The sequence below is a fragment of the Enterococcus sp. AZ103 genome (assembly GCF_051714685.1).
Classification (GTDB): domain Bacteria; phylum Bacillota; class Bacilli; order Lactobacillales; family Enterococcaceae; genus Enterococcus_A; species Enterococcus_A alishanensis.
Genome location: NZ_JBIOSI010000002.1, coordinates 563,122 through 585,209, shown reverse-complemented (window position 1 = coordinate 585,209; position 22,088 = coordinate 563,122). Strand labels below are relative to the sequence as shown.

The following is a 22,088-nucleotide window of genomic DNA, read 5'->3' as shown; positions in this document are numbered from 1 at the left end:
ACATCATTACTCCTTTTATTTATCAGTTGTTTCATCAACTAATTTAAACGATTGTTTATCATCCTTACGATCATACGTACAGCTATAAACGGTCGTATTTTTTTCTGAACTATTATTAATCTGAAAATGTACCTGTGTCAGTTTAGGAACATCCTTTGCTTCTGCCACAAACTTCTTCATATTTTCCTCAATAATCTCTTTACTAGATGATTGGTTTAAATCACCCACCAGAGATAAACTAAGCGTTTTAGTTGGGATATTTATAGATAATATACATGTAGAATAGCCAAAATAAGGAACTAATTTTTCACTCAAATCATTTTCAATACTTGACTGTAATTGATTTTCTTTTTTGTCTTGAAATAATTGCTCCCAAGAATAATCTACTAAATTTAAGCCTTTTTTAGGATAGTTTTCCACTGGTATTTTTGTAACAAGCTGCTTTTGTTCCTTTTTCAATGCGTAAGTTTCGTCATTTAATCGTCTACTCTCTGCCTGTAGTACTTCCACGTTCCTCTCTGTCTGAAAGGAGTACATAGATACACATAAGATGACTAATCCAATAAGAAATCCGTTGACTAAAAAAACTTGGATGTGTTTTGATTGTTCTTTTTCCTTAATATATTGCAGCTTTTTCTTCGCTTGATTAGATAAAACTCCCTGTTGCTCCACTTTTCGAATGCGTAAATTAATAAAGAACCGATAACCGTTCAACATTAATATAATCAAAACTAAAAACACAATAGCTACTTTTAGAATAATCGATAGAAACATACTGACTCTCCTTTCTTAGTTAATTGGTCGCAATTTGTAAAATGGATAAAGGCTGTACTGTACTTTTCCTTCTATATCTGATAACTGAACGAGCCCGAAAGAGCGACTATCTTTTGATACAGCTGTATGATCTCCTAAAACAAAATAATAGTCCTTAGGAATTGTTGTTTTTCCTGAAAGTTGATAGGCTACTCTAGGATCTATCTCAAAGATATAAGTCGTTGAAAACTCTTTATCTCCTATACTTAAGATTAAACGATTTCCTTGGATGAGTATGGCATCTCCAGGTAGTCCTATAATTCGTTTAACAAACATTCCAGATTCCTTTGGTATAGAAAAGCCAATAATTGAATAGCGACTAATAGGTGATTTTTTATTAACTAACACATAATCTCCATCCTGTAGGGAACCTTCCATAGAGGTTCCCGCCACAGGATGAATTAAATAATTTGTATGCACCCAAAACACCATAATAGCAACCATACAACAACTAAAAATAACTAAAAGTGTTTTTTTTAAAGACTTCTTTTTTGTCTTTCTTGTTCTTTTCATTGTGGTTTTATATAGGAAACTAGCTGAGATTTGGCTAAATTATTCGGGATAACTCGGTAGGATATGACTGTCCCTCCTATAACATTACCTTCAGAAATTAAAATACCCTGATCCGTTACAGCTTCCACAAAAGCAACATGTCCATATCTAGCATCTGAACCAGCTGTCCCAGGACTAAAGGATATTAAATAACCTACTTTAGGTGTCTGAATAACTTCATAGCCTAGCGAACGTCCTTTTGTTCCCCATTCTCCTCCATTTCCCATATAGTCATCTACGTGACCGCCTAACTGAGTTGCACGATTATAAGCGTACCATGTACATTGCCCCACAGGATATGAACCTGAAAGATTGTAGTTTTTTCCATCATAGTCTGGTAAAGTCATTTTTTTTCGATAAGCTTCAGGAATACTGTCTTTACTTTGTAAGACAACGCCAGTGGCTGCTCCTTCTTCTGGGAGTTTTTCATCATACTTTGTTAAATGATAAGCTGAAATGATAGAGCTAATCTTATGGTGATATAAAGTATCTGTTGCGTACTTCCCAGTAAGGGATTGCGCAGCTCTTAAATAATTTTTAGACTCTGATCGCCAAACTTCTTGATAATAATTAGAATTCTCAGAGATACCTTCTCTAATAAGCGTCACATAATCTCCAAGGGATTCTGAGTAACTAGGATATTTCCGAAATGCTGCAGAAATTGTGTAAAGTTCACCTGCTCCATTATCTTCTTGTGTTGCCAAGTTAACTGTCTGACCTTCATAACTTCCTTTTACACCAAATAAATTGTAGTTAGGTGCAGATGATAAGCCACTTGATCCAGAGCCACTCTCTAAAATCGCTTGTGCAATCATGACAGAGGCAAAGACATCATATTTTAATCCTAATTTTTGTGCATCATTTCCTATCTGCTCAATAAATTGTTGTGTATTTTCTGAAATATCTATTTTAATATTTGATGGGTACGATGATAATATTTCTTTCCCATAAGTTGTTTGATTGAACTTGGTCATTCGTTTACCAACAATAGTTTCCTCAGATTTTCTTTCAGATAATAAAGCAACCTCCACACTATTTTTTATTTCTTCTGTATCTTCTTCTTTCGCATTTTCTGTTTTAACAGTTAAATAGTGGTCTTCCCCTAAATACATCCCTATCGGTTTGTTTTTTACCAATAAAGTATCTCCAGGTTGTAACTCTTCTAAATGGTCAATTAATTGGCTCTCTATAGCGGTGAATTCTTGATTGAATAATTGAACATACATTTCAGACAATAACTGCTCATTTGTATAATTTTCTTCCTTTTCTCCCAATTGTCTCAATCCTTCATACACAAGAAGTCCTTGATTCTCGTTATTAAAAGAAGAAAGTAGTGGGAGTTCATAACCATTTAAATCAGATTCAGCCACTTGACTCACTTTTAAATCTTCATTTAATGTCACCTCATGTTCTCCTAATGGGTTTGTATTCCCAATAGTAGGTACTGGTGAATAGTTTGTTGATACTGATGGTTGATACGGATAAGGAACAATATTTGGTTGTTCTACACTGGGAACTACTGCTGTTTCATCTTTTCCACTTTCCTGATGAGGTTTTGTTGTGCTTTCTGTAGTACTGGAACTACTACTCGGCTTTGTTGTACTTTCTGTAGTGCTGGAACTGCTACTCGGCTTTGTTGTACTTTCTGTAGTGCTGGAACTACTACTCGGCTTTGTTGTACTTTCTGTAGTACTGGAAATGCTACTTGATTCCGTTGTATTCTCCATAGCGCTAAAACTATTATCTGAATTTACGGTGCTTTCAACACTAGATTGTGGCACTGATTGTTCGGGTGTAACTTCTTTCACCGCTTCAGAAAAGGAGATAGAACTTTCCTCCCCTGAAGGTGTCGTTGACTCTACAGTTTCTTCCAAAATGGTGGCTTCAGTTGTCTCTACACTTATTTGGCTACTTTCGCTTATTTCTATCTCATCACTTGCTTTAAGACTTTCTCCCTGGGCCATATAAATAACCCCTCCTAAAGCGACTAACAATAGACTACTTCCTAAAATTATTTTTTTCATTTCTATCTCCTATCTTATTAGTGCAAAAAATAGTATGGGTAAAACTAGGAAAATAAACATTGGTACCATAGTTTGAAGAGGTTCTGATACAAATTTCCCAGCAATCATCATGGCAAATTGATTAAAAGGAGATACTGGTTGTTTCTTTACTAACTCTTGGGAACTGGCTCCTTTTTCTTTCCTAAGTCCTAATTCCTTCAATCTTTCTTTAGAGACGTCATTCACAGATTCTTGAGTGACTAATTCTCCTTGGACAACTTCTCGATAAGTAGTCCCTATGTTTCCTTCACAGCGAAGTAACGTAATTAGTGGTGCGCCATTGACGTTTTTTTCCACTACACCTACTTCTGTATCCTTAATTACTTCATTACGTACTACTTTATACGTATAAACATTTTGAAAATCGGTAGCATAAATCAAATCACCCTCATTTAATTGCTTAATACGATGAAGCAAAACATCCTGATCATAAATATTATGGGCAAGTAAAACATAATTATCCTTACCTAACTGTTGATCAGAACGATAAGTAGCTGCTCCTGTCAAAAGATTCTCATTAGTCAAACCCGCCAGAATAGGCAAATCAATAGATACCTTAGGTATCGCTAGCTTACCTACCCCCCAATTATTTGTAGATTCCATTAACATACTTTTTGCTTTTGCATAATCTGATACATTGACACTGGCAATTTGCCGCTCTTCATAGTTTGCCCGCTGAATTTTATCCAGATTATAATTACTTAGACTCTCCGTTTCACCAATCTCTATAGGTGCAACGGCTGTATCTTCTTGCATGGTGAGATAACCATAAGTCGCAATTCCTAAAATCGTTAACATAAATAAAAAGATGAGAATAAAGTATGACTTTGTTATTAAGAACAAACGTTTCAACCGTTTTCGGCCTTTATTCACTTTCTCCGGGTTCAATGAACGAAATTGTTTTAAGTAATGGCGATAAAGAATCAATAAAAGTAAAAATAGGAAGAAATTAAATAGGAGAGCAAATAAAACAATGTTTTGATAGCTCCATAAATTTCTTTTTTTCACCTGTTGTTTTAACGCTTTTTGATAAGGAATACGGTGGCCGGTTACTAATAAACGATAAGTGTTTATTCCAGGCGGCGTACACGTCAATAAAGTAACCTGATCCTTGCCTGGATTAATATGAACCTTCTCAACTTCATTTGGCAATATTTCTTCAAATGAGTCGATTTTATAAGCTAATTTTTTCCCTAAAATATTAATGTAGAAAATATCACCTTTTTCTAAGCTTTTAATATCACTAAAAAGCACCTGATTTTTAACGCCACTATGACCAGTAATCACCGATCGCGTATTTTTTCCACCAATCGGAATTGAACTATCTTCATAGTGACCCAAGCCTTTATCTAAGGTTTTATATGACGTGCCGTGATAAAAAGGCATTTGTTTAATAGATATCGCTGGAATATCTATGGTTCCCATCACTTTAGAGGATTGTTTAATGACCTGTTGATAATCAATTTTCGGCACTTCATTTCCTTGTTGCTTTTGAAATATGTAATGATTATATTGTTGTGCCAATTGATATTGTTGTGCTCTTTCTTCTTTTGTTAAATGTTTTAATTCCTCATTATATGAACTTGATGCAGAACTGCGTTCACGGTTTGCCAACAGGTTCCCTACAATCGGATATAATAAAACGAGAACACCAGAGACAATCATAATGATGGCAAATACCATTAATCCAGATATTTTCTTTTTAGGTTTTGTTCCTTCTTGTTTAGCCACAGATGGTCTCCTAACTTTTTAGAAAATTAGGAGTAACCTTTCGGTTACTCCTATTGTTACTATTTGTAATGATTTTTTTTTCTGATAGTCCACAACCCTAACATTCCCATGATTATAAGAAATCCTAAAATCATAATTAATGATAAATATGTGCCTATATTGCCACTTGTTTGAGGTAGTCGACCAGAAGCTGTATTCCCTCCTCCAGTTTTTGTTCCTGTAGAAGGAACCTTAGTATCAATAACACTGGATTTTGGATAAAGATAAACATCATTTAATGCCGGACCTGAACGTTGTGGTAACGGAAGTTCCAAAATAACTGGATCCATCACTTTAGCTAATAAGCTATTGCTTTGCTCTTCTACCCTGTATGTTCCTTGCGCCAAGTGGCTAACTTTAGCTAATCCATTACCATCTGTCGTAATAGTCGTTGAAAAAGCATCTGTTCCTTCTACTGGTTGAAAATCTGTCGTTTCCTGTACAGGAGAAACACGCGTAATAACATAACTAATACCGGCTAAAGGTGCTAGACTATCTGAGCCAACTTCTGCTTTTGTCCCATCTATAGGAAAGGCCTCTGTCTGTTTACTGTCAGTAATTTTATATTTGACAATCGTAATAGATAAGTCCGTTTCTTCAGCTTGAACCTTTTCTGAAGCGAATGTCAGACAACTGATTGGAAGAAGAAAGAGTGTCAGTAACCCTAAAATCATTTTTTTTCTCATCTTATTTTCTTCCTTTCATTTTTCTGGGACGATAGTAGAACATTACCACTAGAAATCCTACCAAAGTAACACTTGTAGCGACAATCAGAAGAAGCATGAATACACTATTTCCTCCAGTAAATGGTAAGCCTGTTTTTTCATTATTAGCCACGTACAGGGGAATCGTTTGATCTCCTTGACTAACGGTTATTTTAATTGGGTCTTTTAATTTTTCATATCCACTAGGTGCTTTTGTCTCTACTAAGGTATAATCTCCTGGAAAAAGTTTATCGAAAATAATCATTCCGTCTGCATTCGTCGTAGCAGTATCAATTTTTTCTTCTTGATCTCCTGTATAGATATCAAACACAGCACCTGATAATGGTGTACCACTATCCTTTTCCGTATCACTTAACTTACCATCTTTATTGGCATCAACTGCTGTTCCTTCAATATATTTGAATAATCGAACATTTCCTGGACGAATCAAGCCAATATTTACATCTGTCACATGGTAAACAGAATCATCTACCCCATAGACCGCAGCTAAATCATTGATTATAGGTAATAGATAATCGGGTGTTTTATAATTTGTTGGACTAGCTTTTGAATTTAACTTGGGATCACTTCCTACTAATTGTTTGGTGACTTTTACTTCTTTTCTAGTCACCATGCCATCCACCATAAATTCTGCGACATAGTCCCCTTCCGGTAAGTTTTTAAAGATATATTTCCCATTAATATCTGTTTTGATTAAGGAATTGCCGGAGGCATCCACAAACTTCTCACCTGTGAGGCTTTCCTTAACTAACTCATCTTTATAACTAGTATTATCTTTGCTGGTGCGATAAAGTTTGACAGGAATATCTTTAGCATAATCTTCTGGTATGGTACTAGAAGTTTGATTCCCAATTAATCCATCTAAACTATCGTCATACCAAGCGACGCCAGAGATATCTCGACCGATCACGCGAACCCCTCGGTTTACCCCCTGAACAAATTGATTCAAACTAGAGTTTAATGATGGAGAGTTCACATAAATATCTCCCGCCTGTTGTTTATCTGGTCGTAAGGTAATTTTGAAGGATAGTGTCTCTCCAGGCTCCAGTTTGTCATAGGTAAACATAATCGCTTTCGCATTTTTTACGACAGATAAATCACTGCCAATGGTATACCAACCGGAATTCAAAGCAATGCTATTGGGATCTCTATCGACAGCTACGGCGTTATTGGTGTATCGTTTTGTTCCTGTCGTACTGCCGGATACTTGATCAACATTCACTACAGAATAGCTACCATTATAATTCGTCCCACGGTCGTCCCCTATAAAAGGTAAAACATCCAATACCCGTATATCACTCATGGCCACGGTTGAGTGGTTTTTAAAGGAGACCGTATACGTAAAGTCTGTTGGGTGGGTATCACTACTATTGGCAGGGTCCACTTGATTTCCTGCTTCAATATATGGTTTATCTACCACTTTATCGACGGTGATGGTCCCTGAGTTGGTGACAATCACACTCGTTCCTGCCGTTCGTTGACTTTCTGTAGAAGAATCTCGAATGGTATCATCCTTTTCTAGCCAAATATCACTGACCACAGAAGCTTTTAACGTGGCAGAATTTAAGACGAAATTCAACTGAGAAGGGATGATTGATGTATCAAAGGTTATCTTAGGATTATAGGTACTCCCTGCTGCATAATCTAATTCCCAAGTCAGTATCCAACTACCGTCGGAATTTTTTTCCATCCCACTGGGGTCTGGTAAGGGGTTTCCTTGATAGTCTATCGCCGTGCCATTGGTATATTGGACTTCTTTTGGAATCGTCACTTTAAATTGAACCTTATGATTTGAATCTGCGCCACTATTTACATTCCCGTCAACAGTCCATCGAATCGGCTCTGATGGAATATAAGCGGTTTTATTGGCACTAATAGTTGGACGAATGGTCATGGATCGAATGTATAAGGAGTCTGTCCATTCTAGTTTTGGTGACATCCCAGTCTTTATAACTCCGTCATCTGTATAAGTAGGCGCTTGATAGTTTAAATCTTTGGAGGTCCCAGGAGCATACGTAATTTGTTTATCATCTGAATCATAAACAAATGTATTAGTAAATAACCCATTGGGATTACCAGAAGCATCTTGAATCCCTACTTTTCCACTAGCAATTAATGGAACATACCATCTTGGATTAGCATACCCGGAAGGGTCGACTAAATTCCAAATAGATTTTATTGCAGAAATTTCCCCATTAGCTTGTGCAGTAGCCACGTCTGGATACCATATATATTCGTTGTCAATTTGATTCTGCGTACGATAACTGACATTAGGATTGGAAGTTCCTACTCCATAAAATTGTTTTGTTAATTGAGAGCCGGCTGTCCAGTCGCTAGCAGATGATGTTCTACTAGAATCATATTTAAAACTTGCACTATTCCACCTACCATATTGTATTATTTTTTTTGCCTGATAATTTGTTAAATTTGTATAAATAGATCCCCATATTTTATTACCTTGAGTAATCGATCCATCACCATAAGAGCTATACTGCCTTTTAGTTTCTGGAGCAGTACTTAATCCTTGTTTACCAGAGCTCAAAAAAGCACTCAGAGATTGAATACCGCCTGGCCACTGTTTATTCCAAGACATTAATATACTAGAATCAACATCTTGTTCAACTCCTTCGTATTTTACTTTTGAGACACTTAAGGTATAGTCCATACTGACTGAGGTAGCACCAGTCCCTGTTTGTTTCTCTAAATATTCATACGGAAATAGTATTTGCATGGCTGCGACTGAAAAAGGTTCTGCTCCAGAAGACATCTGGGGGCCTCCTAAGAACCATTTATTTTTCCCTACACTAGCTGGTGTATAATCTGTATTAGTAATTTTAATAGTATTATTTGAAGTAATATTTTCGACTTTGGGATTCCCAGTGTCATAGATGCCAATATTAGGGTTGTTAGTAGTTTGAGAGGGTGGGTATGTTGCCCGTGTATTTCCTCTAGGCGCTAATATACCTTGACGCGATATTGATTTATAAACAGAGGCGTAAGCATTGTATTCGGAAGTATAGTTAGGATTTGGTACAGAAGTTGATGATAATCCATCATACATGATTACTTCCATAGGATCTGTATCCGTTCCGATAGACAAATTTTTACTGTCTCCATTTCCGTTGTATACCATCTTTTGATTAAGTGAATATTCTATCCCACCTACTGGATAAGTACTTCCTTTAATACTCTTTTCTGCAGACCCTGTTCTCCCTGGCAAAGGTTTTAATTGCGCATAAGCAGCTACGTTCTGTATCATAGTATCTGGCTTATCTTTACTACCTGTCGCACTTTCAAAAGATGTTTTACGGTCTGTTGTCCCAAATTTTATGTCTATATAAGGCTTCGCAGTAATCTCGGCCACAGCCCCTGTGGCCATCTCTGGAATCACACTACTATCCACTACTTGATTAACAGCTACCATTGTCCCATCAGTTTTCTTCGCACTAATAATCGTTAAAGCAAACTTTGGTTGAAGCAAGTCTCCATTAACGCCTCCATAGGTGTCGATATTTACCGTGAACCATCCCTGTCCAGTCCCTGATAAAGTTGTCGTCACACCATATTTAGAAGTTTTTGAACCATTTGCTTCTGTCGTGACTGTCCCATTAGTAATTTCTGCAGTTTGTCTTAACTTACCAGAAGAATCTTTTCTCCACGCATTCGGTAAGACCGTATCTAAACGAACCTCTAAAGATTCGTAATCTGAACTAACTGGAATACCATAATTAATCGTATATTGGACGGCATCGAAGGTACGAACTAAGTCATTGTCTTTCCCACTGTCATATCCATCCCCACTTTTTGTATCAAAGGGGGCAACACCTGTTTCTTTTCCTACATCTACAGTCACTTTAAAAGGGGTATCGTTACTAACTGCCCGTGATTCTAATAGGGCATCGTTTGATAATTCTTCACCTGCTTCTTCAGGAGTACCTTCTTCTGTAATCTCATCTTCAGTTTCTTCTGAAGGATTTTCCGGGGGCACTTCAGGAGTCACAGGATTGGCTTCTATCGATTCTTTTTTTACAAATTTCATTAAGGTTTGTTGATTCTCAGGCGCAAATGCTTCTTGAATAAATAGTTCCATTCCTTCTTCATTGTGTTTCGTCACCCGAATTTTTTGTCCTTGATTGGCTTCTAATTTCAAATATAAATCTTTGTTTCCGTTCCCATTGTCCACTTGCAAGTAAGGAACTAATTCCACTTTAGGGATCTCAGAAGAAGTTGTTGTTTCCCCCGTTTGTTCTGTTTCTTCGGCTATTTCAGTTAATTGAGACTGCCAACTCTTGAGGGTTTCTGTTTGCGCAAATTCTTCTTGGCTCATCTCAGGAAGAGAAACTTCGTTTCCTGACTCACCAATAGGAAGAACTTCGAATTGTTCATTTATTGGAATCTTAACTATCGTGGTTGTAGTCGATTGTAAAGTCAAATCGGTTGACTCTTCTTGTGTTTCATAGCCTGTCGCAGGAGCGGCTTCTTCTCCTACAGTAATAGATACAAAAGGATTTTCATTAGAGGCTTTTAGTCGATCGCCACGAGGAATCATTACTACCAATATACCTATAATCACTAGGAGGGGTAAGACGATTACTCCTACTCTTTTAAGATTTAATTTCTTCCGCATCATTTTCTTACCTTTCTTCCTTTCTTCCTAAAGAGAAACTTTAGATAACATTATTTCCTTCCTCGCTATAGCAATAATTCTTTCTATAGGGGCTAAGAGATTTCAATAGATAAACTATTAATGACATACTTTTTTTATTGTGACGTCTTATGATTCATTAGTTTTCTATGGCTAGATCACTCAAAAATAAAAGACGTATATTTTCATTAATTATTTAAGACTGTTGACTGAATAACTGAATAGATATCATAGCTGAATCAATACACAGTATTCTTTCCATTACATGCTGTTGAAAATGTTACGCATGAACTATTTTTTACGAAGAATAAGATAGTCGATTGTACTGTTTATAAGAATGTGTATCTTTGTATAGCATCTTTAATCGTTTTTTTTTGACAAAAAATAATTAAGGATAGTGAATATACTCACTATCCCTAAAAGGTATTATTTAGGAATAAGAAAAATATTTCTGAAAAATATTCTTTTTACTTTTCCTTTCAACTCTTAAATTATACAGCGCGACGTTTCTTTTCAATTACTACTGCTGCAGTACCTACAGTAATCGCCCCTAAAGCAATCACAATCAATAAAGTCATACCAGCGCCACCAGTAAATGGTAAATCACTTTTCTTTTTATTCTCTACATCTACTACAAGATTTGTATCTGTATCTAATTTGACTGTCACTTGTACTGGTTTTTTCAATAATTCATATCCTGACGGTGCTTTTGTTTCCACAATCCAATAATCTTTTTGAATTTTGTCTTTTGCCCATGTCGCTTCACTATCGATATTTGGATCTTGTTTGCCATCGCCATTAGAATCTGTAAACCAATTAAGAGCTAGTCCATCAAATTGTGCTACTCCGCTGGCATTAGAAGTTGAAATAAGGTACGTAACACCACTCGGTAAAACAGGATCTGATGATCCATCATCTTTTAATGTGTAAGATTTACCATCTGAAGCCAGATATTTTTTAGCATTGGCATTCGCTTCACTATCTGCGATATAAAATTCAGCACCTTCTAATTTAGTATCCTTAGATTCTGCTGTTTTATTAATCTTAAATCCACCATTATAAGATTCTGGTTCATTACTTTCTTTATCCACTGGTTTTTGTCCAGGTATTAAATAATTCAATTGGTATTTATTTGAAATTGTTCCGTTAAAATCTTTATTCACGTGGGTTTTATAAACCACTCGTAGATAAGGCATCTTCTTCTCAGTTAATTCTTTCATCCCTGCTTGTGTTAAGTCTACAACTACCTTTTTAGCATCTCCTGCAGTTGTGTTAGTCACAGGGTCTCCAGCTGCCACCTTTGTACCATTTAAAGTAACTGTATACTGGTTGTCATTTGTTAAAGTAGTCCATGAAGAGCCATCAGTAGAAGATTGTACTTCAATATCGTCTAGTAATAAGGCCGTATTTAAATCATCGGTTACAGTTACATAGTTGGCATAAACTTCGTCTCCTATTGCCACTGGCTTATCTGAAGTTGTTCCTGATGTTGGATCGTATACATCAGTAATAATCATTTCCTTATCTGCTTTATAATACAAACCATCAGGTAGCTTAGTTGTTGCTTCCCATTGGAAATTATTACCCGCTTTAATCGAATATCCTTGCCCTTCTTCGATCGTCTTATCTAATTCAGCATCTGTCACAATATTTTTGGGATAGACATTCACGTCGTAAATAAGTTTGCTTGTATCATCTCTTTTTGTTTGTGGTAACCACACGAAGAATGGATCCATTGGCTTCGCCACTTCACCAGTTTTACCTTCTGTATCTGTATAACTATATTTACCACTAGAATCTTTCACTTCTCGAACCAAATAGATGCCATCTGCTTCTTTTTTATTGGTTAAATCTTTACTTACATTAAATGTTAAGCTACCGTCGGCAGCCGTCTTGCCAGTCATTTTCGTAAAGCTTGAGTCTACTGTATAATCGGTTCCCTCTTTTTGTTTTAATGGGTCTGTTAACGACACGCCATCTTTCGGTATCACACGGACCAATTCAAAATTGACATCCTTCATCACTTTTTTTCCATCTAAATCAGGTGCTGAACTAGGATCCAAAGTCTCTCCATCTCCTCGACCGCCTAAATCAGAATTACTTTTAATTTCATATTTCCATACTGTAATTGTCCGATCTGTTGTTGTATCTGAGCTGGCATTACTGCTAATTGTTTGTTCTGCATAAGCGCTTGCACCTAATCCTATAGGTAAGCCACCACCTAACATCACCAATGCAGCTGTGGTCACTACTAATTTTTTTGTGAAACGAATTTTTTTATTCATTTTCCCACTCCTTTTATTATTTATATTAATAAGACAACCTACTGTTATTCCTTCGTGTATGTTGTTTATAAATATCGATCTTTCTAAAACCTTTAAATGACTTTTAAATCAGTATTTAATTCTTTGTAATGTACTTTATAAAACTCTTCATTTAAGCAATAACCTTTTCCCCAATTCGTCATAATGGCATCTGCGAAGTCAAACACTTCCTGTATTTTGCGATTTAATTTTTTTATTCGTAAAGAAAGTTGACTCAAAGTAGAATTATTGCTTTTATGCCAAACAACATCAGACAGTGCTTGTCTCGTAACAGGCTTATTTTGCGAATCTATCAATGTACCAATGATTAACTGATCTTTAGGAGATAACTGTTTATAAAAAACATCAAAGGTCGTTACATAACTATTCTGATTTCCTAAAGCAGTCACGTTGGCACTGTATTTAAACATCATTTCTCTCATTTCAGAAAGCGAAGCTCTCGCTGAAAAGCAGTGGATAATTCCTTTATTGAGCCACTCCTCTTCCTCTTCTACAGATAAAAAGCCATCTATTTTTAATAAAACAACGTGTTTATCCCTACTTAATTGAACACTCATTTCTTTAGCTTCTGCTTGAGGAATTGTTTCGCTAATAATAATCACTGGAAATATGTCTATCCAAACAGGTAAAGATCTATTTTTTTGCCAATAAATAAATAAGTCGTTGGTTAAGAAAGCTTCGTGACTTAAGCGACGTAATTGTTCATAAAGAATCATTTCATTTTCTACATTTTCTGTTAAAACAAGCGTTCTAACCATCTCACTCCCCCCTCTACTTTTTTTTCATTTAAAAGCGTATAATGAATTACTTAACAATTTTTCATACTTGGTATAGAGAATTCTAAGTACAAGACTATAAACCTTGATATCAATAGTTTTTGAATAAGCTCATTGACGACCATTGACGGCTATTACGGAATAACGAGGTACTTTTTATCTTGAAAGCTAGCGATAACATAAACGGAAAATGTCACAGTCTTAAAAGAGGAAGAATCTAAAAAAAAACAAAAAAAGCCCCCCTCAGTTTTCTCATTTCATTTTTTAAATGAATATTGAAGAAAAATGACGTTAGGCGATTTGTTCTTTTTTTAAGATTGCTTGTTGGCGACTTTTTAAATTTGCATCAGTATAGACATCCAGGGTCATTTGAGTAGATGCATGACCAAGAATTGCACTTACTGCTGTGATACTCGCATTAGCTTCAATACACCTCGTAGCAAAAGTATGACGCAATTGGTGAAAGTGAATATTTTTCAAGTCACATTTCGTTAAAATTTGGTGGAAATAGTAAGTAATTTGCCTAGGCTCTTGAGGTAGTTCCCGAGAGGAACAGACGTAAGGTCCCGTTGCTTTTCGTGCACCCTTTTTTAACCATTTGTAAAGATTCCGACCGATAGGAACAACCCGTATCGATTGCGCACTCTTTGCCGATGTAAATAATAAAGTTGTTTTCTGTTGTTCCTGTTGTAAAGGAACCCGTTGGTAAGATTGAGTAACGCGAAGTGTTTTTGCCTTAAAATCGATATCTGACCACTTTAAAGCTGATATTTCTCCAATCCTTAATCCAGTATTTAGCGCTAAAATAATAGGTAATCCCTTAGACAAGGGTAGTTGCTTGGCAGCAATTTCAACCTTTTCTTCTTCCTCAGTAGACAGAGATCGAATCATCTTTTTTTGTTTTTTTGGTAAGTCTATATGGTGACAAAGTTGTTGATTAATTTTTCCTTTTGTAAGAGCATCCTGTAAGCTCTTTTTAACAATTTGATAGATAACGTGAATGGTTGAAGCGCCAAGTTTTTGGTCACTCAAGGTATCAATAACTTGTTGAATACTCTCTTTTGTTAACTGATTTAAAGGAATATTCCCTATATGAGAGAAGACATAACGCTTTAACTTATAAAAATATGTGGCATAGGTGCTTTCCTTTAGCGTCTTTCTTCGTTCTTTTAGCCACTGATAGACCCATTCTTCATAGGATTGCGCACTTAACCCATTTTGTTGACAGACCTTTTGATAAGTCAATTTGTAATAATAAAGCTTCTCCTTTACTTCTTTATAGCTGCGTCCATAAATATAGCCATAATGGATTTTCCCATTTTCTTTGATCCCTTTTTTATATCGGCCTTCCCACCGTAAGTCTTTTCTTTTGTAGATATTTTCGCCTCGTTTAGGCATTAAAAAACACTCCTTTTTTTGACGGCTTAATTGACGGTTGTTAAAAATATTAAAAAAACAAAAAAAAATCAAATTTATTTGTTAATTTTCAACTAACAATTATTTTTATTTGAAAAAAGATTGAAATTAATATGATTTTTGGTTAACATACCAATATAAGCTATCGTTATATTTGCTTTTAAATAGTGTATATTGATTTATACTTGGTATTCACTATACCAAGTACAAAAACAGTTAAAAGAAGTAAAAAAACTTGTACAAATACCTTCTCCTGAAAAGAGTAGATATCTGTGCAAGTTTTTTTGTAGCTATGGTACCTAGAAACAGGCTAACTAAATAACTATTATTATAAATCAATTTCGCAATTATTTATAAAAATAAAACATAAATCTTATACTATTTTAAATAATAATTAAAAACTATTTAAGGCAAAGAAAAGGAGTAACGCAATAATAGAATTCATTTTCATCATACAAAATAGAAGTCAAAATTTTACCACAATTTTTAAAGGATGTTCTCATTTTTGAACCGCATAAAAATATCAGAAATTTAAAAACTCTATTATACGTATACTCATATGCAACACTGAGAATACATTTGATAACTGCCACAATGTTGCAGAAATTGCATTATTTCTTGCAACATTGCACAGCGTGCTTGTGTAACGTTCATCAGTTCCCATTTAGAATAGGGACGTTCTTTTTCTCAACAAGACATTTCTATCTATACTAATATATTTGGCGATATCGACAATTAACTCTTTGTATTCTTGTTATAAAGTTTCTTTAGTATTATATACCCGAGAAAAACTATTAAAATCAAACCTACAATTAAATATAGCTTATTTTGATTTTCACCGGTTGCCGGAAAGCTTTGCTGTTTTGATTTTGAATTAGATCCATCTTTTTTTACAGCATTGTGAGAATTGGTAATAATAATATTACCCTTATCATGATCATCGATGCTAACGTCATACCCATCCAATTTATCTACTTCTTTAACTGTGTATTCAATAGCCTTTTCTGATTCTCTTTCAGGTAAGTCATCCCAAGTAGTTGTCCAATTATTGGAATCATTCAATAGTACAGGCGATTTTAGCTTCTCCCCATCTGCATATAATTGCACTTTAATGCCGTCGGGGCGAAGACCATCTTGATTATTACTATCATCCCAAGCTTTTGTCACAGTGACACTTGTTTTACCTGGCGTATAGCTATTTGTAATTGTTGTACCGTTAATACTAGTTGAATAGTCTGGAATCGTATTTTCGGTGACTGTGTAAACTATTTCGTGTCCTTCTTTATACTTAGCCAGATTAGTAAACTGGTAAGTCCAGTTCTCTTTTTCAGTCACCACTTTTGAATCTATTTTACTTCCATCTGCTAAAAGATTTACAGTAATAGCATTTGGACGCTTTCCATCTTGGTTATTACTATCATTCCAAACTTTTTTACCATCAATTTTTGTTAATTCAGGTGTATGGGTATTCGTAATGATAATGTTACCCTTATCATGGTCATTGACGCTAACATCATATCCATCCAATTTGTCTACTTCTTTAACTGTATATTCAATTGTTTTTCCTGCTTCTTTTTCAGGTAAGTCATCCCAAGTAGTTGTCCAATTATTGGAATCATTCAGTAGTACAGGCGATTTTAACTTCTCCCCATCTGCATATAATTGCACTTTAATGCCCTCGGGGCGAAGACCATCTTGATTATTACGATCATCCCAAGCTTTTGTCACAGTGACACTTGTTTTACCTGGCGTATAGCTATTTGTAATTGTTGTACCGTTAATACTAGTCGAATAGTCTGGAATCGTATTTTCGGTAACTGTGTAAACTATTTCGTGTCCTTCTTTATACTTAGCCAGATTAGTAAACTGGTAAGTCCAGTTCTCTTTTTCAGTCACTACTTTTGAATCTATTTTACTTCCATCTGCTAAAAGATTTACAGTAATAGCATTTGGACGCTTTCCATCTTGGTTATTACTATCATTCCAAACTTTTTTACCATCAATTTTTGTTAACTCAGGTGTATGGGCATTCGTAATTGTGTTGCCATCTATACTTGTGGTATACCCAGGCACATCCTGTTCCTCAACAGTATAGACAATTTCTTTTCCATCTTTAAATTTCGGTAAATCAGTAAATTCATATGACCATCCTAAATTTTCATTAGTAGTCGTAGTTTGAATAGCTTCCCCGTCGGCCAACAAATTGATTGATATATTATTTGGGCGAATGCCATCTTGATTATTAGCATCGTCCCATTTTTTTATTCCGGCTAAATTAATTTGTTCAGGATCATTTGAATTGGTTAGAAGAATAGCATTGCCATTATCTGTATCTTTTATCGTGAGATCATAACCAGAATTTTCATTTAATTCTTCTCTAGCAGTATAATATAATTTTTCTCCTTGATCGTTCTCTGCTGGTAAATTTGCCCAAATATATTCCCATCCATTCTCTTGGTTTAATAATTGTGTATCACCAAATTTGTTTTCCTTACCGGACGTAGTGGCCTCCGTATTTGTATATTCATATGGTGTATCACTCTGATACAATTGCACTTTTAAGTCTTCAGGCCTTTTTCCATCTTGATTATTATTATCATCCCAGTGTTTTAGGACTGAAAATGATTTGTTGGAGGTGTTTAAATCAATACTAGCTCTTGTGGTTAGTATTTTTTTAATAGGTTGATATCCTCCAATAGGCTGTACAAACCCTGTGGTCCCAAATACCAAATAATAAGGTTGTCTCGTCACAAGAGCAGAATCTATATTAAAATAAAGACTAGCATCTTCTGAAGGATTATCATCAATAAGTGTTTTTGGTATATTTATTAAAATAGTACGATCTTGATAATTATTTTCAATTGTCACATCTTTGGTAATATTTTCTATAGTAGAATTTTTGTATAATTGAACATTAATATTGGTCTCGTTACTATCAATTTTAAATAGTTTTTCCGTTTCCGAGTCTAAATTATCTTCAAATTGAAGTTTGTAAAGATAATTATCGCCATCTTCCCCATGAGGAGTTATCTCACTGGCATTTATTTCGACATTGTTCAATCTATCAATCATTTCTTGATAAGAGTGGTCATCAGTTGGTTTTGCTTTTGCTTCATTATATAGTTCATTAACTATCGGATTCGATGTGAGTAACTTGTCACTAAATTTTCCTCCAGTAAATTTCCATATAACAATTTGAGTAGCAGCATATCTGGTCAATTCATTTGCATCTTTGTAGGCAGGGATATTTTTAACTTCTTCATTTTTTCCTTGATTTTGATAAAAATTTTCCATTAACCATAAAACAGAACTAGGTAGTTTTTCATTTAAATCCGCCCGATAATCATTTCCAGTAGGATAATATTTACTTTCATCTAAACAAAAATATAAATTTTTATCATTGTCCACTAAGGTATAAAGTCTAGAATTAAGCATATCTAAGTTATCCAACTTTACTTCTGCATTATTTTTTAAATTTGTATCAATTCGAACATTGGTTATAGGGTTAGGAGGTAGTATAGTAGTTTCTGCATGTACTGTCTTTGTAACAGTTATAACACTAAAGAGTAGCGCCAGTATAAAAATTATTTTCTTCATAGTTATCCTCTTTCTTTTTTGATTATTTTATTGTAGCTAAATTTAAATGTAACTAGTGTAGTTTATCAACAAAAATATGGAGCAGACATACTACAAGTGTTATTTAAATAAATTATAATATTCAATTTAAAATCAATAAGAGGCACTTATATAGCGAAAATAAAGAGGATGAAAACATGAAATTAACTACTCTTATAATGTACTGATGTCTTGATCTCTTAAATAATCATTATTTTATATTTAATATATTTAGTGAACTTCTAACATCCATAATTGACTGGGAGATAAGTTTAATGCCCACAAATCATAAAGGGAACGTAACATAAGTCATAGTTGTTATTTTGAAAAGTTGGCTCCTGGAAACTGTAAATGATTTCTGGGAGCCAACTTATTTATGTACTCAAAATGTTGATATATTTTATTGCAGTTAGAGTGCTCATATTTAATGCCCTAATAGGAGGATTGGTTCTTTCTTCACCTCTCCTATCCCTCCTCATCTAGTGAACTACAACGTAGCCTTCATTCACGCAAAGACTGATTCTAGATCAATTTTTCTTATTGCGCAGATTTTTCCATTTCCAAGTTCTGAAAGTAAGGCACATTGTTTACATTAAAATAATCCGTCGAAGGACTAACTTTAATGATGCATGTATTGCCACCTTGGATTAACGCTTCTTGAATTGCTTCTTTTTCGTATATTTTTCTGTTTTGTACTCTTTGATATCTCGAGCATAGCTATAGATTTTTTGCGTATTTGTTCGGTACGGATTGAAATTGAGGGGAAAAGAACTAGCTTTAATCTTCCCGCTCAGATCATAATTTAGAGGAGGTCAAAAAAGATCAAGATCATTGATTTCATGGGATTCGACGCGTTCATTAATAAACTAAGTGGTATTATCTTCTTTTGGGTAATAGCAAGTTGAGATATCCAAAGTGAGCATATTTACTTTAATTCCTTTCGGAGATTGAATGATTGAGAGTACGACTACTACTGCAATCTTTTATTTTACAAAAAACTCCAGAAATGGACGGTTTTCCGCCATTTCTGGAGTTTTTTCGGAGACTTATGTTACAGACTCAAGGAATTAAAGAATTTCAATTACAATACAATTCCCGCAGTATCTTTTATCTTCTTTCCCATTTCTTTAACTTTTTCTCGACTAGTTTTAACGTTTTTAATGATTTGATTAAGTGAGTCTAGCTCGCTATCAGATAAATCATCAACAATATCTAATAATTTTTCGTTACCATTAAACTTATCTTTAACAACTTTTTTAGTTTTGTAGCGAGTTACCTCACGTTCAAACTTACCTAATATTTTTTCTGAACAGTTAATTGTAGCGTATGCACCAGCAATAGTTAGTGCACCAATTCCAATTTTCGTACATGTTTTCATAGCATTCATTCCTTCTTTAAAAGATATATTTTTGTATCTTCATTTTATTCAATACTAGGCTTAAATACGTTTTATGTCTAATCATAACTAAGATTCAATTAAATTCCATGCTAAAGTAACACTTACAATTTACAGCATTTTAATTAAGATAGATGAATATTGAATATAATTACTCTATGATTTCTTTATTAGTATGGAAAAGAACCTCTTTAATAACTATGTTTCTCTTACACAAGAATAAAAGGTATGACAGACTAGAAAAACCATATAAAGACCACGTGAACCAAGCCTGTGATCCTTTCTGAAAATCTTGTAATCTATATATAGAAAATAAATCCTCAAGTAGTTCCCCATAAAGTGCTGAATTTAATTGAACCTTACTGGCTGTAAAAATTACTTGGATTACCACTTGAATCACAAAAATGGTAATCCAACCGATCAAATAATGTAGACCACCTTTCACGGCCACTTGATTTTTATATATATTCTTTTTTTCACCATTATCGTCAAAGTAAACATACATCGGGATTAAGTGCTGCCTGATCATTGCATATTTTGCTTGATAATAGCCTACTGAGGAACCAATAAAAATACATAAAAGTAAAATGATTAAATTATTTTGACTGTAATGAAATTGAAAGATCACTTGTAGCAAGGAAAAAGAGGGTAAAAAATAATAAGTTAATTTACTAACGGATTCATACGAGAATTGCTTTCTTATAAAATAAAGCAACATTAGGATTATTAAAAATGAAATCAAATTAGAACCTCTTTCCTATTAATAGGTTTTTTCTTCCATATTAAAAGCATTTGTCATGTCTTTATCAGCACTTAATACAGGTACTGTTTGCTGTAACTCTCCTTGAACAATTACTCTGTTTATTCCACTCACATCTCCACATGTAACTAAAGTAACTAATGATTTATCAGGTACTTCATCTAGCCATTGGACTGCTGTGGGATCCACCTTTTCTTTTGAAGTGACTTTGTACTCATAAATATTTTCTAAGTCAGTTAAGTAGATAGTTGCGCCCAAATTAACTTTTCCTAAAGGTGAAAATAATAAGTCATCCTCATAAGCATGGTGACTTGCTAATCCATAGTTACCCACACCCATTTGCTGATTCTCTTTAGTCGTACCAGCACCCCACAACAATGCTTCGTTGGATAATCCCTTAAATATGGGTAAATTGATAGCTACGCTAGGTATCGCTACTCCACCAATAACTGGTAAGCGTTTGTTAGATAATTTAGCTTTTAATACAGCTTCACTACTGATGGGTTGCACTCCATCAAAATCAAAAGTTTCTTTCTTTTTTTTATTTTCTTGTATTTCTTTTTTTGTTACATTGGAGACTTGATACTGTTCACTTGTTTTACTAATGATAAAATTTTTTATCTGATTGTTAAAAATTAAAGCTAATCCAATTAATAATAAAAGAATCAAAGGGATTGTTTTAACTATTTTTTTCATACATACCCCTCTTTATTTAATATTTCCAGTAACATAGTCCAACGTACAACCCTTTTCTAAATTGTAGATAAATACGCTATAAATAGTCGTGCTGCCTTCGACACTTTGCGCCTCCGCTTGAACCCCAAGGCAAAGTAACTCATCGTTCTTTCAAATAAGATATCATACATAATCTTTCATCTGTCTCAGATAGTCTGCTACTTAATTGGCATATTGTACCATTGTTCCTTAGTTCCCTATAACTAATGAAATTCGATCATTATTGTACCAACGAATATAGTTATCAATTCCAATTATTGCTCCACCTATTGGCATAAACGCTTGGAAGTTTATATGTCCACGCTTCTAATTCAAGTGAAAACACTCTATTCTAGCATTATCTTCTGAGCATCTATTACGAGAATGTGTATGCTTTATCTGATTATTTTTTCATAGATTTCTATATGGAATCAAAAATATACTAAGCCAGAAAAAATAATACTATGATTAAACCATAAAAAAATCCTACATACAACAAAGACGCGGCTAGGCAAAAGA

At 34.5% G+C, this 22,088-nt stretch carries 13 protein-coding genes and 1 pseudogene; all 14 read right to left on the bottom strand.

Annotated elements, in window-relative coordinates; all coding sequences use genetic code 11:
• Positions 1–15 precede the first annotated feature (15 nt).
• A complete protein-coding gene (locus ID741_RS17465; RefSeq protein ID WP_438719012.1) occupies positions 16–774 on the bottom strand; it encodes a hypothetical protein in 759 nt (252 codons plus the stop codon).
• Positions 775–789: 15 nt separating this feature from the next.
• Positions 790–1,326, bottom strand: a complete 537-nt coding sequence (gene lepB, locus ID741_RS17460; protein WP_438719013.1) for a signal peptidase I — start codon at positions 1,324–1,326, stop codon at positions 790–792.
• On the bottom strand, positions 1,323–3,389 hold the full coding sequence (locus ID741_RS17455; protein WP_438719014.1) for a glucosaminidase domain-containing protein: 2,067 nt from the start codon (positions 3,387–3,389) through the stop codon (positions 1,323–1,325). Before ID741_RS17455 ends, lepB begins: the two co-directional genes overlap by 4 nt.
• Positions 3,390–3,398: 9 nt before the next feature.
• Positions 3,399–5,111, bottom strand: a complete 1,713-nt coding sequence (locus tag ID741_RS17450) for a class C sortase (RefSeq protein ID WP_438720440.1) — start codon at positions 5,109–5,111, stop codon at positions 3,399–3,401.
• Between the two features lie 107 nt (positions 5,112–5,218).
• Entirely contained in the window at positions 5,219–5,884 is a 666-nt protein-coding gene (locus ID741_RS17445) for a pilin N-terminal domain-containing protein (protein ID WP_438719015.1), read from the bottom strand.
• Between the two features lies 1 nt (position 5,885).
• Positions 5,886–10,553 (bottom strand): SpaA isopeptide-forming pilin-related protein, encoded by a 4,668-nt coding sequence (locus ID741_RS17440; protein WP_438720985.1) that lies wholly within the window; start codon positions 10,551–10,553, stop codon positions 5,886–5,888.
• A gap of 506 nt (positions 10,554–11,059) precedes the next feature.
• Positions 11,060–12,853 carry a SpaH/EbpB family LPXTG-anchored major pilin gene (locus ID741_RS17435; RefSeq protein WP_438719018.1) on the bottom strand — a complete coding sequence of 598 codons (1,794 nt, stop codon included), beginning with the start codon at positions 12,851–12,853 and terminating at the stop codon, positions 11,060–11,062.
• 92 nt (positions 12,854–12,945) lie between these two features.
• Positions 12,946–13,650, bottom strand: coding sequence for a helix-turn-helix domain-containing protein (locus tag ID741_RS17430; RefSeq protein WP_438719019.1), 705 nt, complete (start codon positions 13,648–13,650; stop codon positions 12,946–12,948).
• A gap of 309 nt (positions 13,651–13,959) precedes the next feature.
• Entirely contained in the window at positions 13,960–15,066 is a 1,107-nt protein-coding gene (locus ID741_RS17425; RefSeq protein ID WP_438720984.1) for a tyrosine-type recombinase/integrase, read from the bottom strand.
• Between the two features lie 753 nt (positions 15,067–15,819).
• Positions 15,820–18,681: a Cna B-type domain-containing protein gene (locus ID741_RS17420; RefSeq protein ID WP_438720983.1), complete on the bottom strand. Its 2,862-nt coding sequence runs from the start codon at positions 18,679–18,681 to the stop codon at positions 15,820–15,822.
• Between the two features lie 1,099 nt (positions 18,682–19,780).
• Complete coding sequence (locus ID741_RS17415) at positions 19,781–20,077, bottom strand: hypothetical protein (RefSeq protein ID WP_438720982.1); 297 nt, start codon at positions 20,075–20,077, stop codon at positions 19,781–19,783.
• A 169-nt stretch (positions 20,078–20,246) separates the two neighbouring features.
• The gene (locus ID741_RS17410) at positions 20,247–20,837 is read right to left on the bottom strand and encodes a hypothetical protein (RefSeq protein WP_218325464.1); all 591 of its coding nucleotides are present in this window, start codon (positions 20,835–20,837) and stop codon (positions 20,247–20,249) included.
• A gap of 18 nt (positions 20,838–20,855) precedes the next feature.
• On the bottom strand, positions 20,856–21,551 hold the full coding sequence (locus tag ID741_RS17405) for a class A sortase (RefSeq protein WP_438720981.1): 696 nt from the start codon (positions 21,549–21,551) through the stop codon (positions 20,856–20,858).
• Positions 21,552–21,779: 228 nt separating this feature from the next.
• Positions 21,780–21,968 (bottom strand): annotated as a pseudogene (locus tag ID741_RS17400) (IS3-like element IS1520 family transposase); the annotation flags it as partial.
• Positions 21,969–22,088 lie beyond the last annotated feature (120 nt).